The sequence below is a fragment of the Pseudomonas viridiflava genome (assembly GCF_003702045.1).
Lineage (GTDB): Bacteria > Pseudomonadota > Gammaproteobacteria > Pseudomonadales > Pseudomonadaceae > Aquipseudomonas > Aquipseudomonas viridiflava_C.
This window is the reverse complement of sequence record NZ_RBTP01000012.1, coordinates 374,871-389,440: the sequence shown is the minus strand read 5'-3', so window position 1 is coordinate 389,440 and position 14,570 is coordinate 374,871. Positions and strand designations below refer to the sequence as shown.

Here is a 14,570-nt window from a genome sequence, read left to right as displayed (position 1 = left end):
GGAAAAACGTAAAAGGATTGACTATGAACAGCACCGATCAGCCGACTCTGCCTGACGCCAGCGTTGACATGCCACCCAGCAGTGCTGAAGGCCTGCTGCGGCTGATCACGGATGAGTACGACGCCCTGCCCCGTCAACTCAAACGCATTGCCAGTTATATGAGCCAGCAGAGCGACCGAATCATGGTCGATCGCATCAGCGATATCGCCCGGGAATGCGAAGTTCATCCTTCGGCCATCGTCCGGTTTTCGCAACGCTTCGGGTTCAGTGGCTTCAGCGAAATGCAGACCCTGTTCCGCGAAGCGTATACGCACAAAACCACGCCGGTGCAGAACTACCAACAGCGTATCCGCAGCATGATTGCCAACAAGTCGCACAAGGCCAGCGGCGGCGACCTTGCGCGCGAGTGCGTGAACGCGACATTGTCCGGTCTGGAGCGACTGGGTGCGGACCTGGATGATGAAGAGTTCGAGAAAGCCGTGGATCTGGTAGTCAACGCCGACAACATCTACGTCGTGGGGGTGCGACGTTCGTTCGCGGTCGCGGACTATCTGGTCTACAACCTGCAGCACACCAACAAGCGTATTCACCTGATCTCAGGCCTGGGCGGCAGTTATCGCGAGCAGATGCGCAGCGTAAGAGCCAACGACCTGGTGATTGCCATCAGTTTTACGCCGTACGGCAAGGAAACCCAGCACTGCCTGCGGATCGCCCAACACCATCAAGCCAAGACCCTGATTATCACCGACAGCAATCTGTCGCCGCTGGCCAAACGCGCCAACTCAGTGCTGCTGGTCAACGAAGGCAGCTCCTTCGCTTTCCGCTCACTGAGCGCAACGCTGTGTTTGTGCCAGGCGCTGTTCATAGCCGTGGCCTACCGCCTGGAGTTGAAAGTGGACGAAATACACGAACAGGTCGGCTTCGACGACTAGAGTGGAACGCGATGTTGTGGGACTTGTCCGCGAACGCTGCATGTCAGGCGCTGAATCTTCGTCGAGCATCTCTGCCTTTTCGCGGACAAGTCCGCTCCCACCGGCGCTACATCGAACTCCGGTAACTCGTGGGAGTGGACTCGTCCGCGAATGCTGCATTTCAGGCGCTGAATCTTCGCCCAGTACTTCTGCCTTTTCGCGGACAAGTCCGCTCCCACCCGGCGCCAAGTCGAATTCCACGCTCAGGACTTGGCTTGATCGCCCATGCGCTTCTGGTTGTTCTCGTTCATCTTCTTTGCGCGTTTCTCCAGCACCAGATACACCACCAGGGCCAGCAGTAACGGCAACAGGAAGTAAATTGCGCGGTAGCCAATCAAGGCGGCCAGCAGGCTGCCCTTGGAGAATTGGTGTGACAACAACGTAATGAACACGGTTTCGAGCACGCCGAGTCCGGCTGGGATGTGGGTGATCACGCCCGCGATGCTGCTGATCAGCAACACACCGAGAATCGCCGGGTAAAACGCTTTTTCCGGCAAGAGCGTGAAGATCACCGCCGCCATCAACGACCAGTTCAATGCACCGAGGCTGGCCTGCATCAACGCCTGCTTCAGCGAAGGCAGGTTGAACTCCTGATCACGAATCTTCCACGAACGACGTGTGGAGAAACGGCACGCTGCCAGGTAGGCAAAACACACCGCCAGAAGACCGAAGCCGATCAGTTGCAGCGTGTCCGTACCGATCGACCATTCCTTGGGCAGCGACAAAAAGCGCATCGAAAACACGAAGCCTGCCAACAGCATGTAGCCCAGCCAGTTGGTGATCAGGCTGAGGCTGAGGATACGGGTGATGGTCGCCACATCCAGACCGAGCCTTGAATAAAGCCGGTAGCGCAGGGCAATACCGCCCACCCATGAGCTCAGGTTGAGGTTGAAGGCGTAGCAGACGAACGTTACCGGCACAATCTGCTTGATCGACAGCTTGTGCCGGGTGTAGTAACGCGCCAGCACGTCGAACCCGCAATAGGTCAGGTAGCTGAGCAAGGCCACGAAGGCCGCCATCAGCAACGTGCTGAGCCTGTACGACTGCAGCCCCTGCTTGACCTCCTGCCAGTCCAGATTCTTGACCAGCAGAAACAGCAATACCGGTACGGCAATGAAGAAAAACAGGTTGAAAGCCCGTTTTGCCCATTTCCACTTGTCACTCTTCTTGTCGCCCTTCGTGCTCTGCGAGGAGGCGCTGGCCGCCTGAGTCATGATGTTTTCTCCTGATCCAACTCGTGGTGCGCCTGTTGCTGCTCGATCACCCTGGCTTCCGGCACCACGTCGCCCGCTCGCAGTGGCTTCAGACGCATGCCATGGACCGGGAACAGGCCGGCAATGGCTGGAAACCTGCGCAGAAAAAAGAAGCTCAACACAATCATTGGCGCGCGCCACCATTGGCCTCGCGCCGCACCCTTCAAACTCATCTGGGTGCTGTGCGCGGCAGCAAGTTCCATCAGATGCGTTTGCAGCCGATCATTGAGCGACTGATCGCGGATGAACAGATTGGCTTCCAGATTCAGCGCCAGGCTCAACGGATCGAGGTTGCTGGAGCCCACAGTGGACCAATCCTGGTCGATCAGCGCGACCTTGCCGTGCAATGCGCGCTGCTTGTATTCATGAATGATCACGCCGTCGCGCAACAGGTAGGTGTAGGTAAGACGCGAACACACCCTTACGAACGGCATGTCCGGCTTACCTTGAAGAATCAGCGTGACCTTGACCCCGCGCCGTGAGGCATTGCGCAGTTCTCGCAAGAAGCGATAGCTGGGGAAGAAATAGGCATTGGCCAGCGTGATGCGCTGCTTTGCCCCACGAATCGCTTCCAGATAACGCTCTTCGATGTCGGTGGTGTGATCGGCGTTGTCACGCTCGGCCAAAAGCATCCGGGCCGCACCCGCCGGCTCCAGCTTGAGCGGGATCGGTGTCAACTTGGCACGCACCGCATCGCTGAGCATGCGCACGGCGCTGCGATGGATGTCTTCAACGATGGGACCGCGCACTAGCACAGCGTAATCCTGCTTGGCGGTCAGGCCCGTGTCGGTCATGTGATCGACGCTGTAGTTGATGCCGCCGATGAAGCCCAGCTCACCATCGATCACCACCACCTTGCGGTGCAGGCGGCGGAACAGATTGGTCCGCATGCCCATGAAGCGCGGGCGCGGATCAAACAGCTGGATCTGCACGCCGGCATCAATCATGGCCCTGACGAACGCCGAACTGAGATCCGAGGTACCGTAATCGTCGACCGTGATGACAACTTTCGCGCCATTGTTAGCCGCCTCGATCACCGCCTGCTGCAAGCCCTCGCCTATGCGGTCTTCAAAAATGATGAAGGTCTCGATCAGGACCTCCTCGCGCGCGGCACGAATGCACTCGAAAACCCGTGTAAAAAAATCCTCACCGTTAATCAGCAACTCCACAGAGTTGCCGTCGCGCCACTGTTCTTTAGTGCGATCTGTCGTGTTGCTCATAGGGTCACCTCCACCGCCAGCGGTGCATGATCGGAAAGATGAGACCAGGGTCGATTGGACAACACCTTGGGCCTGTGGGTAGTGGCGTTGCGCACATAGATGCGGTCGAGCCTGAGCAATGGCCAGCGGGCTGGAAAGCTTTTGGCCGGGGCCCCGAAGCGTTGAACGAAAACCTCATGCAGCCCTGTCCCTTCCAACAAGGCATCCGCACGCTGACGCCAGTCGTTGAAATCGCCAGCGACGATCACGGGTGCCCCTGCCGGTAACCGCCCCATCAGTTCGGCGAGCAGCTTGAGCTGTTGACGGCGGTGACTTTCGAACAGGCCCAGATGTACGCAGACCGCGTGTACCTCACCGTATTCGGGCACATCGAGGACGCAATGCAGCAGGCCCCGCTGCTCAGTACCGTGGATGGAAATGTCCAGATTTTCATGGCGCAGGATCGGGTACTTCGACAACACCGCGTTACCGTGATGGCCGTGCGGGTAGACCGCGTTACGCCCGTAGGCGAAATCGCCCCACATGCTGTCGGCCAGAAACTCGTACTGCGAAATAGTCGGCCAATCCTTCACGTTGCGGGCGTGAGTCTGATGCTCTCCATGCACTTCCTGCAGAAACACCACGTCAGCCGACACACTTCGAACGGCCTCGCGCAACTCGGGCAGAATGAAACGCCGATTAAAAATGCCGAAGCCCATGTGCATGTTCATGGTCAGTACATTCAGAGAAATGCTGGCCGATACCGGCGTTGACGGGCCGGCAGGCATATTGGCACTGGTCAAGACTGACTCCTGGATAAATATTCAACTCATATGAAGCCTGCTGCTGGCACAGGTTCCGTCCTTGAACGGGCAATGATGGGCGTTTGCCATGAGCCGTCACTCATCCGGGTCGCCGAACTTAGGTCGGGCGGCCCATTCCCAAATTCTGAACGTCTGGATAAACCGTCAGGACGATGACCACGAGGCGCAAATTCTGGAGACAGTCCTGCGCGGTTGTTGCCGTTTGCCTGATTTAGGCTGGAAGTTCCTGCGGCGAAGCCTGCGAAGTGAAACCGCACCGGCCAGCGCCAGGGTCCCGGTGATTCAGAGCCACACCTGTTAGGAGTTCACAGGCATGCCGCAGGGCAACCTCGACTGCGAGCAGACCTGAGGGGGAGTTCAGCTACCCCTGAAGCGCCCCATCGTGCCACCTTCTCCTCGCAACGTAAGGCGCAGACCCCATTGAGGCACAAGGTTTGCTTATGCCTTTACCCAGGCCAGCGAGGCGTCAGGAAAACAACACGACGTCCACGTATTTATCCACGCAGCACATGAAACGCATGGCTGCCCGGGGACTCTTAACCTGTGCGCTGGCACATGTGCGCCGAGCCTTGAATTAAAGCGACCAGGAATTCGACTGTGGATGTACCGACGTCACAACGCTATACCTCACGAGCACGCTGGTTCCACTGGGCGATGGCGGCACTGATCGTGCTGGCGTACACCCTGATTCTCAGCCGTACACAGTTCGGCAAAGGTTCCGACTATCGCGTCCTGGTGGTGCAGAGTCATTTCTGGGTGGGGCTTCTGATTCTGGCGATGGCATTCTTTCGCGTCGCTGAAAGGCGTCGCCATGCCCCGCCCGGCATCACTCCGCCACTGGAGGGCATACTGCGCGTGGCCGCGACCGTGTCGCATTACGCGCTGTATGCTTTCCTGTTCATCCAGCCGGTGCTGGGACTGTTGACCGTCATGGTGGAAAAAGGCGCCCTGCCCATCCCGCTGACTGATGTGCAGATACCTTGGCCATTCGCCACGTCCGACCGTATCGCGGAGTCCTTCGAGGACTTTCACAAACTACTGGGCTCGATTTTCTACTACGTGATCGGGCTGCACGTGGCGGCAGCGCTGTGGCATCACGTCGTGCGCAAGGACAATACCCTCAAACGCATGATTTGACGGCAAGCTCAAGGGTCTCAACCCCTGAGCCCGCCGTCACGCTTATTGGGCCGAGAGGACGCGCGCCAGCGTCGATTTGACTTTGCCCATACCGTCGCGCAGCGCCTGCTCGATTTCGGCCATCGTGATAATGGCCGTCGACTTGCCAGCCGCAGGATTCACCACAAGCGCCAGACAGGCGTAATCCAGCTCCAGTTCGCGGGCCAGTGCAGCCTCAGGCATACCGGTCATGCCAACGATGTCGCAGCCGTCGCGCTCCAGACGGACGATCTCGGCCACGGTTTCCAGACGCGGCCCCTGGGTGCAGGCATAAACACCGCGATCGCTGAATGCGCAGCCTTCTGCCGCAAGCGCCGCAATCAACCGGATGCGCAGCGCCTCGCTGTAGGGATAGCTGAAATCAATATGAGTGACCTGCTCCAGATCGTCGGCAAAAAAGGTGTGCTGACGACCGCTGGTGTAATCGATCAGGTCATGGGGAACACAGAAATGGCCGGTGCCCATCGCGGGATGAATGCCGCCTACTGCATTCACGGCCAGAATGGCCTCGGCACCAGCCTGCTTCAAAGCCCATATATTGGCGCGGTAGTTGACCTGATGGGGCGGCAAGCGATGCGGATGACCATGACGCGCCAGAAACATCACCTCACGACCCGCATACTCGCCCATCTGGATTTCGCCGGACGGTGTACCGTAAGGGGTGTTCATAGGCAGCGACTGACGAATGTTCAGCCCTTCAAGCTGAGTCAGGCCGGTGCCGCCGATAATTGCGTAAACAGTCATTGCACATCCTCAGTCGATCAAATGGGCGCTGCGCAGCGCGGCAAGCGCGGTCAGCCAGCGCGGGTGCTGCCGATAGTCGGTGCTGGCAACGGCATTGCCGCGCATGCGGGCGATGCGCGCCGAAGGCTTGACCTTCATGCGTTGCGCCGCACTGAGCGCCAATTCCGCCGCTGCGCGGTCGTTGCACACCAGCCCCATGTCACAGCCAGCCGTCAGCGCGGCCTCGATACGGCTCGCCGCGTCGCCGACCACGTGGGCACCGGCCATCGACAGATCGTCACTGAAGATAACGCCATCAAATTTCAATTCGTTGCGCAGAATGTCCTGCAACCAGCGGCGCGAAAACCCGGCAGGCTGAGCATCGACTTTCGGGTAGATGACATGCGCCGGCATCACGGCCGCCAGCTGCCGACTCAGGCGCGCGAACGGCACCAGGTCGTTGGCGCGGATCTGTTCAAGGGTGCGATCATCGGTCGGGATCGCGACGTGGGAATCGGCCTCTGCCCAACCATGACCTGGAAAATGCTTGCCCGTGGCAGCCATGCCCGCCTCGTTCATACCGCGAATGAACGCGCCTGCCAGCAGCGCGGCCCGCTCAGGATCCCCCTCGAACGAGCGCGTTCCGACTACAGCGCTGCGCTGGTAATCCAGGTCAAGCACCGGAGCGAAACTCAGATCAAGCCCTACCGCCAGCACCTCGGTCGCCATCAGCCAGCCACAATGCTCAGCGAGGGTTTCGGCGTCGCGCTTATCGGCAATGGCACGCATCGCAGGCAAACGCACAAATCCCTGACGCAAGCGCTGGACTCGCCCGCCCTCCTGATCCACCGCCAACAACAAGTCGGGGCGAATCGCACGGATAGCGGCGCTCAGTTCACGAACCTGACGGGGATGCTCGATATTTCGAGCGAAGATAATGAGACCGCCCACTTCGGGCTGACGCAGAAACTGACGGTCTTCGCTGGTCAGCCATGTGCCGGCGACATCGACCATCAGGGAGCCTTGCAGGCCAGAACTCATAGAAAAACCCTTACACACCAGTGCCCGATTACAATGCGGGCATGGTGCTTGATCCTGAAGCCCCGCGCAATGCGAAGGGGCTGGCGATGTAAGGTTGACGCAGGAATCAGGCCTTGGCGGCGACTGGTGCCGGCGCGCTGCTTTTGGTACGCGGTTTGAGCTGGGCGGCAATCATTGCAGCATCCGTCACGCCGGTGTCAGCGCGCATGCCCGCAGCCAGAAATGGCACCATGAGACGCATCACCTGCTCGATCGAGGTGTTGACCCCGAAATCGGTTTCGGCAATGGCACGCAATGCCTTGATGCCGGACATACTGAACGCCGCCGCCCCGAGCATGAAATGCACGCGCCAGAACAGCTCGATGGGTGGAATACGCGGTGCGGCTTCGTTGACCAGCGTCATGTAGCGGCGAAACACCTTGCCGTACATGTCTTCCAGGTAACGACGCAGATGCCCTTGGCTCTGGCTGAACGCCAGCCCCAACAGACGCATGAAGATCGACAGGTCATTGCCGCTGCGCGGCTGCACGACCAAGGCCTGCTCGACCAGAATCTCAAGCAGCTCTTCAAGGGTAGGCTTGTGATCGGGCTTCGCCTGACGGCGCTCCAGCTCGCGATCCAGACTGATGCAGAAAGGCCCAAGGAAACGTGAGAACACGGCCTGGATAAGCGCTTTTTTAGAGCCGAAATGGTAATTCACCGCAGCCAGGTTGACGGAGGCCTTGCTGGTGATCAGGCGCAATGAAGTTTCAGCGAACCCCTTCTCTGCGAACAACTGCTCGGCAGCATCAAGAATGCGTTCTACGGTTTCCGACTGGGCCATGGCTCTCTGCCTAACAAACGAACGTTTGAAACATACGTATCATACGCCCCGATTGTCAAGCGAACGGGTTCATTTTGTGGCTGCACAGTCACGAAATCACCCGCTTGACGATAAGCTGCATTCTCCCTTCCCAATGCGGCCTCTCGTTAAATGTTCCGTCATGCAGACAACCACTCGGCGGTGAAAACGAAATAGGCGATTGCCAAGACTCCTTCACTGTATATAATCCCAGTCACTGTATAAAAAGACAGAGCGCTCGACATGATTAAACTAACGCCCCGCCAGGCCGAGATCCTGGGTTTCATCAAACGCTGTCTTGAAGACAACGGCTTCCCCCCGACACGTGCAGAAATCGCTCAGGAACTGGGCTTCAAATCTCCAAACGCCGCGGAGGAACACCTCAAGGCGCTTGCCCGTAAAGGCGCTATCGAAATGACACCTGGCGCTTCACGAGGCATCCGCATTCCGGGCTTCGAAGCCAAACCCGACGAAAGCAGCCTGCCGATCATTGGCCGGGTTGCAGCTGGTGCCCCGATTCTTGCTCAGCAGCACATCGAAGAATCCTGCAACATCAATCCGACGTTCTTTCACCCCAGTGCCGACTACCTGCTGCGCGTGCATGGCATGAGCATGAAAGACATCGGCATTCTGGACGGTGATCTGCTGGCAGTGCACACCACCCGTGAAGCGCGTAACGGCCAGATCGTCGTAGCCCGGATCGGTGACGAAGTCACGGTCAAGCGTTTCAAACGTGAAGGCAGCAAGGTCTGGCTGCTGGCTGAAAACCCTGATTTCGCGCCGATCGAGGTCGATCTCAAGGATCAAGATCTGGTGATCGAAGGTTTGAGCGTTGGCGTCATTCGCCGATAAGGAGACGTTATGCAGTTCCATCAAGCACCGCATTCGCAACTGCCGTTGTTCGAGGCCTTCATGGCTCAGCCCATCGCCCCGATGATCACCGATATCGTCGAAGCGCCCTGGAGCAACGAGCCGGAGCCCTTCAGCGAGCTGTCCTTGCGCGGTGCCGCCGGGAACTGCCTGAATCTTCTTGCGCCTATCCTTCGGGAACTGAGCCAGGATGCCGACGCACGCTGGCTCACCCTCATAGCGCCGCCTTCAAGCCTGACCCAGGCCTGGCTGCGTGATGCGGGATTGAATCGGGAACGGATTCTTCTGCTTCAGCCGCGCGGCACTCAAAGTGCATTGGAACTGACGCGTGAGGCGCTACGGCTGGGACGTAGCCATACGGTGGTGAGTTGGATCAACCCGCTAAGCACGCCGGCGCGTCAGCAGTTGATCAGTGCAGCGAAGGTCGGGGAAGCACAGAGCCTTAATATTCGACTGGGCTAAGGCCTGGTCGCTGACCATCCAACGTATCAGTGCAGTACGTGAGGGCCGTCGTCTTTTTCGACTTCGCCTTCAGCCAGACGACCCGCCATTTGAACACCTACGCTCAACATGGCCTTGGCAACTTCGACGTGCTGTCCCTGCATGAATGCTTTGGCATCGGCCGAGAAATCCAGCGTCACCAATGAACCTTCATCATCAGCGCGACGCAGTTCAATACGGCCGTCAGGCAGTTCGACAATTTCAAGAAATGAGGTAGGCATCAGTACAGTTACTCCGCAATAAGCCGGCATTGTAACAGCCTGCCAACCTATCCATCATTGCTTTTCAGCACTCGCTCAAACCTTCACGGAAACGAACTGCCAGACTTTTCAGCTGTTGGCGCCAGTTTTCCAGCTCTTCACGGTTCAACTCGGGCTCGGGCTCGGCATCGAGATTTACGGCGACGATCATCGGCTGGGTCACGTCGCCCTTGGGTTTGATCGGAGCACGAGGCGGCTGGAATAAAGCGTTATAGGCGGCGAGAAGCCTGGCCAGCCACGTCTCGCGATGCTGAGCCAGTTCGACCAGCTCTGCCATTTCCGGAATTGCGATAGCGTCCAGCACTTCCTGGGTCAGCAGTTGCTCGGCACGAGGTGCGTTTGCCTGAGGCAGACGATAGTAACCGGCAATTTCATGACACAGCCCCAATAAAGCGCCGTACAGATGAAACAGCACGGACTCACGCTCCGCTTGCTGCAACGCTTGCGCATTGATGCCCTCGCCTTTCTCAGACTTGCCAAGCGCTTCGAGCGCAAGCCCTGCAAAGTAAATCTTCTGGTTGGTGCGGGTATAGAGTTCATGAGCCATGACCGCAGTCTCCATCACAATCGTGTAATCACCAGCATAGACCGACCGCATCACTAACATCAGACGTCCGGCACGCAAATACCGGACGCCGTCTGATCAGCGCTTGTCTTCGACCTTCCAGGCACTGCCGTCGTAGAACGCGCGCCAGCCGGTAGGCTTGCCTTCGACTTCGGTCTGTACGTACTGCTCTTTGGTCTTGCGGCTGTAACGGATCACCGACGGGCGGCCATCCGGGTCTTTCTTCGGCGCTTCGCAGAGGAAGTGGTACTTAGGATCGATTTCGTCCTTATGGGGCGCGATCTCGATCACCAGGGGTGCGCGTGTCTCACGGTTCTTCGGAAATTGGCTGGCAGCCAGGAACAACCCCGATGCCCCGTCACGCAAAATATACGTGTCATCGACCTTATCGCACTTGAGCTCCGGCATTTTGACCGGGTCCATCTTCGGCGGCGCCGCATCACCGCTCTTGAGCAGCTTGCGGGTGTTCTTGCACTCGGAATTGGTACAGCCGAAGAACTTGCCGAAGCGGCCGGTCTTGAGCTGCATCTCGCTGCCACACTTGTCGCACTCAAGGCTCGGACCTTCATAGCCCTTGATCCGATAGGTGCCCTTCTCGATTTCGTAGCCGGTGCAATCCGGGTTGTTACCGCAAATGTGCAGCTTGTGGTTCTCGTCGAGCAGGTAGGCATCCATCGCCGTGCTGCAAATCGGGCAGCGGTGCTTGCCGCGCAGAACGCGGGATTCGGACTCGCCCTCGTCATCCTCGGCAATCTCGTCGCCAGGCGTAAGGTTGACGGTCGCCTTGCAGCGCTCCTTGGGCGGCAGGCTGTAGCCCGAGCAGCCCAGAAACACGCCGGTGGAGGCGGTGCGAATCTGCATTGGGCGACCACACACCTTGCACGGAATGTCGGTCATGACTGGCTGATTGGCGCGCATGCCGCTGTCCGGGGCTTCGGCCACTTCCAGCTTTTTGCGGAAATCGCCGTAAAACTCGTCCAGCACGTTTTTCCAGTCGCGCTGCCCTTGGGCCACGTCGTCGAGATTTTCTTCCATGCCGGCGGTGAAGCCGTAGTCCATCAGGTTGGCGAAGCTCTCGGACAGACGTCCGGTGACGATATCGCCCATCTTCTCCGAATAGAAGCGACGGTTATGAAGCGCTACATAGCCACGGTCCTGAATGGTCGAGATGATCGCCGCGTAGGTCGACGGGCGACCGATACCGCGCTTTTCCATTTCCTTGACCAGGCTCGCTTCTGAGTAACGCGCAGGCGGCTTGGTGAAGTGCTGGGTCGGGTCGAGCTTGTTCAGCTTCAGCGCCTCACCCTGCGCCATATCGGGCAGTACATCGTCATCGCCAGGCTTGGCCATCTGCGGCAACACGCGGGTGTAACCGTCGAACTTTAGGATGCGACCTTTGGCACGCAGCTCGAAGTCGCTGGCGGCCACGCTGACGGTGGTCGACAGGTATTGCGCGGGCGGCATCTGACAGGCCACGAACTGACGCCAGATCAGCTCATACAGGCGCTCGGCGTCGCGCTCCATGCCCGACAGCTTGGACGGGTGCATGTTGACGTCGGACGGACGAATCGCTTCGTGCGCCTCCTGAGCGCCTTCCTTGCTGCTGTAAACGTTCGGCGATTCCGGCAGGTATTTCTTGCCGAATTCGCTTTCGATGTAATCGCGGGCCATGCTGACGGCGTCGGCCGACAGGTTGGTCGAGTCGGTACGCATGTACGTGATGTAGCCCGCCTCATACAAGCGCTGGGCCATCATCATAGTCTTCTTCACGCCAAAGCCGAGGCGATTGCTCGCCGCCTGCTGCAGGGTCGAAGTGATGAACGGCGCAGATGGCTTGCTGCTGGTCGGTTTGTCTTCACGCTTGACGATGCTGTAGCTGGACGCCTTGAGCTTTTCCAGCGCGGCCATCGCCTGCGCTTCATTCAGCGGCTTGAACGCCTCGCCATTTTCACGGGCAACTTCAAAACGCACGTTGGCGCCTTTGGCGGTGCCCAGATCGGCGTGGATTTCCCAGTATTCTTCGGGATTGAACGCACGGATTTCCCGCTCACGCTCCACCACCAGCTTCACGGCAACCGACTGTACCCGGCCAGCGGACAGGCCACGCGCCACTTTCTGCCACAGCAGTGGTGACACCATGTAGCCCACGACGCGGTCCAGGAAGCGACGCGCCTGCTGGGCGTTGACCCGGGCGATGTCCAGCTCTCCTGGCTTGGAGAAGGCTTCCTGAATGGCCTTCTTGGTGATTTCGTTGAACACCACGCGTTTGTAGCGGCTGTCATCGCCACCAATGGCTTCGCGCAGGTGCCAGGCAATGGCTTCCCCTTCGCGGTCCAAGTCCGTCGCGAGATAGATGGTGTCGGCATCTTTGGCGAGCTTGCGCAGCTCTTCGATGACCTTCTCCTTGCCGGGAAGGATTTCGTATTTGGCTTTCCAGCCTTGCTCCGGATCGACGCCCATGCGCGAAACCAGCTGGCGTTGCGCCTTTTCTTTCGGCGTCAGTACCGGACCCTCGCCTGCGGCGGCCTTGCCACGCTTGGCGGCAGGCTCTTTGGCAGCACTGGCCGAACCGCTGGTGGGCAGGTCTCGGATATGGCCGATACTCGACTTCACCACGTACTGGTTGCCCAAATACTTGTTGATGGTCTTGGCCTTAGCCGGGGATTCCACGATGACCAGCGATTTGCCCATGGATCAGAAAATTCCTGAATACTAGATGAAAGACAATGAGGAGCTTGCAAAGGCCACGCTATATATAGTGGCTACAAGGTGAGGTCAAGCACAGCCTGTTGTGAATTTCCGCGTCACGCCCCGGAAAACAGACTCGGCTCGGCCTGGACCAAAGCAAAGCGCGGGACCTGCTCGCCGTCAACCTCGACGGACTCCAGAAACATTTCCAGGGGACGAACCCACATGCCGAAATCGCCATAGAGCGCCTGATAAAACACGACGTCTTCTTCGGTTTCGGAATGCTTGGCCACGCTGAACACCCGGTATTCGGGGCCTTTGTAATGGCGGTAGAGCCCTGGTTGCAGTTGCATGGTGCAGCCCTCGTGAAACGGATTCAAAACAAAAACACCGCTAAAACATTTAGTAAAAAACTGCTTTTTCAAAAAAGCAAAAGCCGGGGCATCAAGCCCCGGCTTGCATCACGCCAGGCAATCAGACGCGTTCGAAAACGGTCGCGATGCCCTGACCCAGCCCGATGCACATGGTAGAAACCCCGAGGTTGCCGCCATTCTGCTTCATGACATTGAGCAAGGTGCCGGAGATACGTGCGCCGGAACATCCAAATGGATGGCCTAGAGCGATGGCGCCGCCATGCAGGTTAACCTTCTCATTCATCTTGTCGAGAACTTTCAAATCTTTCAACACCGGCAGCGCCTGTGCGGCGAACGCTTCGTTGAGTTCGAAGAAGTCGATATCCGAAATGCTCAGGCCCGCCCGCTTGAGTGCCTTTTGAGTCGCTGGCACCGGACCATAGCCCATGATTGCGGGGTCGACACCGGCAACGGCCATTGAGCGAATCACGGCCATCGGCTGGATTCCGAGGTCTTTGGCACGCTGCGCCGACATCACGATCATGCACGACGCACCGTCGGTGATCTGCGAAGACGTGCCTGCCGTTACCGTGCCGCCCTTTGGATTGAAGGCAGGCTTGAGGGCCGCCAGACTTTCCAGGGTGGTATCCGGACGAATGGTTTCATCGTAGTCGAAGACCTTGAGGAAACCGTTCTCGTCGTAGCCCTGCATCGGGATGATCTCGTCCTTGAACTTGCCTTCAAGCGTCGCCTTGTGAGCGAGCTGGTGGGAACGCAGGCCGAAGGCATCCTGTTGCTCACGGCTGATGCCGTGCATCTTGCCCAGCATTTCGGCAGTCAGGCCCATCATGCCCGACGCTTTGGCAGCGTACAGGGACATGTGCGGGTTGGGATCGACACCGTGCATCATGCTGACGTGACCCATGTGCTCCACGCCGCCGATGACGAATACATCACCATTACCGGTCATGATCGCCTGCGCAGCGGTGTGCAATGCGCTCATGGACGAACCGCACAGGCGGCTCACGGTTTGCGCGGCTGAGGTGTGCGGGATCTGAGTCAGCAACGACGCCATGCGCGCGATGTTCCAGCCCTGCTCCAGGGTCTGGTTGACGCAGCCCCAGATCACGTCCTCGACTTCTGCCGGGTCAATCTTGTCGTTACGCTCCAACAGCTTGCTGATCAGGTGCGCGGACATGTCTTCGGCGCGGGTGTTGCGGTGCATGCCGCCCTTGGAGCGGCCCATCGGTGTGCGACCGAAGTCGACAATCACGACGTCTCTTGGATTCAAGCTCATACGTTCAT

The 14,570-nt window shown here is 58.6% G+C and carries 15 protein-coding genes; 4 read left to right on the top strand and 11 right to left on the bottom strand.

The window, feature by feature from the left end; all coding sequences use genetic code 11:
- The first annotated feature begins 23 nt into the window (after positions 1–23).
- Entirely contained in the window at positions 24–932 is a 909-nt protein-coding gene (locus tag ALP40_RS03855) for a MurR/RpiR family transcriptional regulator (RefSeq protein ID WP_122206957.1), read from the top strand.
- A 242-nt stretch (positions 933–1,174) separates the two neighbouring features.
- Here ALP40_RS03855 and ALP40_RS03850 read toward each other — a convergent pair whose 3' ends face one another.
- The 3 genes from ALP40_RS03850 to ALP40_RS03840 are packed head-to-tail and all read right to left on the bottom strand — an operon-like array spanning position 1,175 to position 4,226.
- Positions 1,175–2,185, bottom strand: a complete 1,011-nt coding sequence (locus tag ALP40_RS03850) for a lysylphosphatidylglycerol synthase domain-containing protein (RefSeq protein WP_122206956.1) — start codon at positions 2,183–2,185, stop codon at positions 1,175–1,177.
- Entirely contained in the window at positions 2,182–3,444 is a 1,263-nt protein-coding gene (clsB, locus tag ALP40_RS03845; protein WP_122206955.1) for a cardiolipin synthase ClsB, read from the bottom strand. The genes ALP40_RS03850 and clsB overlap by 4 nt, the downstream gene beginning before the upstream one ends.
- Positions 3,441–4,226 (bottom strand): endonuclease/exonuclease/phosphatase family protein, encoded by a 786-nt coding sequence (locus ALP40_RS03840; protein ID WP_181112460.1) that lies wholly within the window; start codon positions 4,224–4,226, stop codon positions 3,441–3,443. Before ALP40_RS03840 ends, clsB begins: the two co-directional genes overlap by 4 nt.
- 618 nt (positions 4,227–4,844) lie before the next feature.
- Between ALP40_RS03840 and ALP40_RS03835 the strand changes: the two genes are divergently transcribed.
- The gene (locus ALP40_RS03835) at positions 4,845–5,384 is read left to right on the top strand and encodes a cytochrome b (RefSeq protein ID WP_122206954.1); all 540 of its coding nucleotides are present in this window, start codon (positions 4,845–4,847) and stop codon (positions 5,382–5,384) included.
- Between the two features lie 42 nt (positions 5,385–5,426).
- Here ALP40_RS03835 and ALP40_RS03830 read toward each other — a convergent pair whose 3' ends face one another.
- The 3 genes from ALP40_RS03830 to psrA form a co-directional block, all read right to left on the bottom strand.
- Complete coding sequence (locus ALP40_RS03830; RefSeq protein ID WP_122206953.1) at positions 5,427–6,167, bottom strand: S-methyl-5'-thioinosine phosphorylase; 741 nt, start codon at positions 6,165–6,167, stop codon at positions 5,427–5,429.
- Positions 6,168–6,176: 9 nt separating this feature from the next.
- Positions 6,177–7,187, bottom strand: a complete 1,011-nt coding sequence (nagZ, locus tag ALP40_RS03825) for a beta-N-acetylhexosaminidase (RefSeq protein ID WP_122206952.1) — start codon at positions 7,185–7,187, stop codon at positions 6,177–6,179.
- 106 nt (positions 7,188–7,293) lie between these two features.
- Entirely contained in the window at positions 7,294–8,010 is a 717-nt protein-coding gene (gene psrA, locus ALP40_RS03820; RefSeq protein WP_122206951.1) for a transcriptional regulator PsrA, read from the bottom strand.
- 261 nt (positions 8,011–8,271) lie between these two features.
- Between psrA and lexA the strand changes: the two genes are divergently transcribed.
- A complete protein-coding gene (gene lexA, locus ALP40_RS03815; RefSeq protein ID WP_122206950.1) occupies positions 8,272–8,880 on the top strand; it encodes a transcriptional repressor LexA in 609 nt (202 codons plus the stop codon).
- 9 nt (positions 8,881–8,889) lie between these two features.
- A complete protein-coding gene (gene sulA, locus ALP40_RS03810; protein ID WP_122206949.1) occupies positions 8,890–9,360 on the top strand; it encodes an SOS-induced cell division inhibitor SulA in 471 nt (156 codons plus the stop codon).
- 26 nt (positions 9,361–9,386) lie between these two features.
- Here sulA and ALP40_RS03805 read toward each other — a convergent pair whose 3' ends face one another.
- From ALP40_RS03805 to fadA, 5 genes are all read right to left on the bottom strand, one after another.
- Positions 9,387–9,620, bottom strand: a complete 234-nt coding sequence (locus ALP40_RS03805) for a hypothetical protein (RefSeq protein ID WP_025993436.1) — start codon at positions 9,618–9,620, stop codon at positions 9,387–9,389.
- 64 nt (positions 9,621–9,684) lie between these two features.
- Positions 9,685–10,206, bottom strand: a complete 522-nt coding sequence (locus ALP40_RS03800) for a DUF6586 family protein (protein WP_122207426.1) — start codon at positions 10,204–10,206, stop codon at positions 9,685–9,687.
- A gap of 96 nt (positions 10,207–10,302) precedes the next feature.
- Entirely contained in the window at positions 10,303–12,915 is a 2,613-nt protein-coding gene (gene topA, locus ALP40_RS03795) for a type I DNA topoisomerase (protein WP_122206948.1), read from the bottom strand.
- A gap of 113 nt (positions 12,916–13,028) precedes the next feature.
- Complete coding sequence (locus ALP40_RS03790; RefSeq protein WP_122206947.1) at positions 13,029–13,265, bottom strand: DUF1653 domain-containing protein; 237 nt, start codon at positions 13,263–13,265, stop codon at positions 13,029–13,031.
- A 121-nt stretch (positions 13,266–13,386) separates the two neighbouring features.
- Positions 13,387–14,562 carry an acetyl-CoA C-acyltransferase FadA gene (fadA, locus tag ALP40_RS03785; RefSeq protein WP_099228445.1) on the bottom strand — a complete coding sequence of 392 codons (1,176 nt, stop codon included), beginning with the start codon at positions 14,560–14,562 and terminating at the stop codon, positions 13,387–13,389.
- Positions 14,563–14,570: the final 8 nt, after the last annotated feature.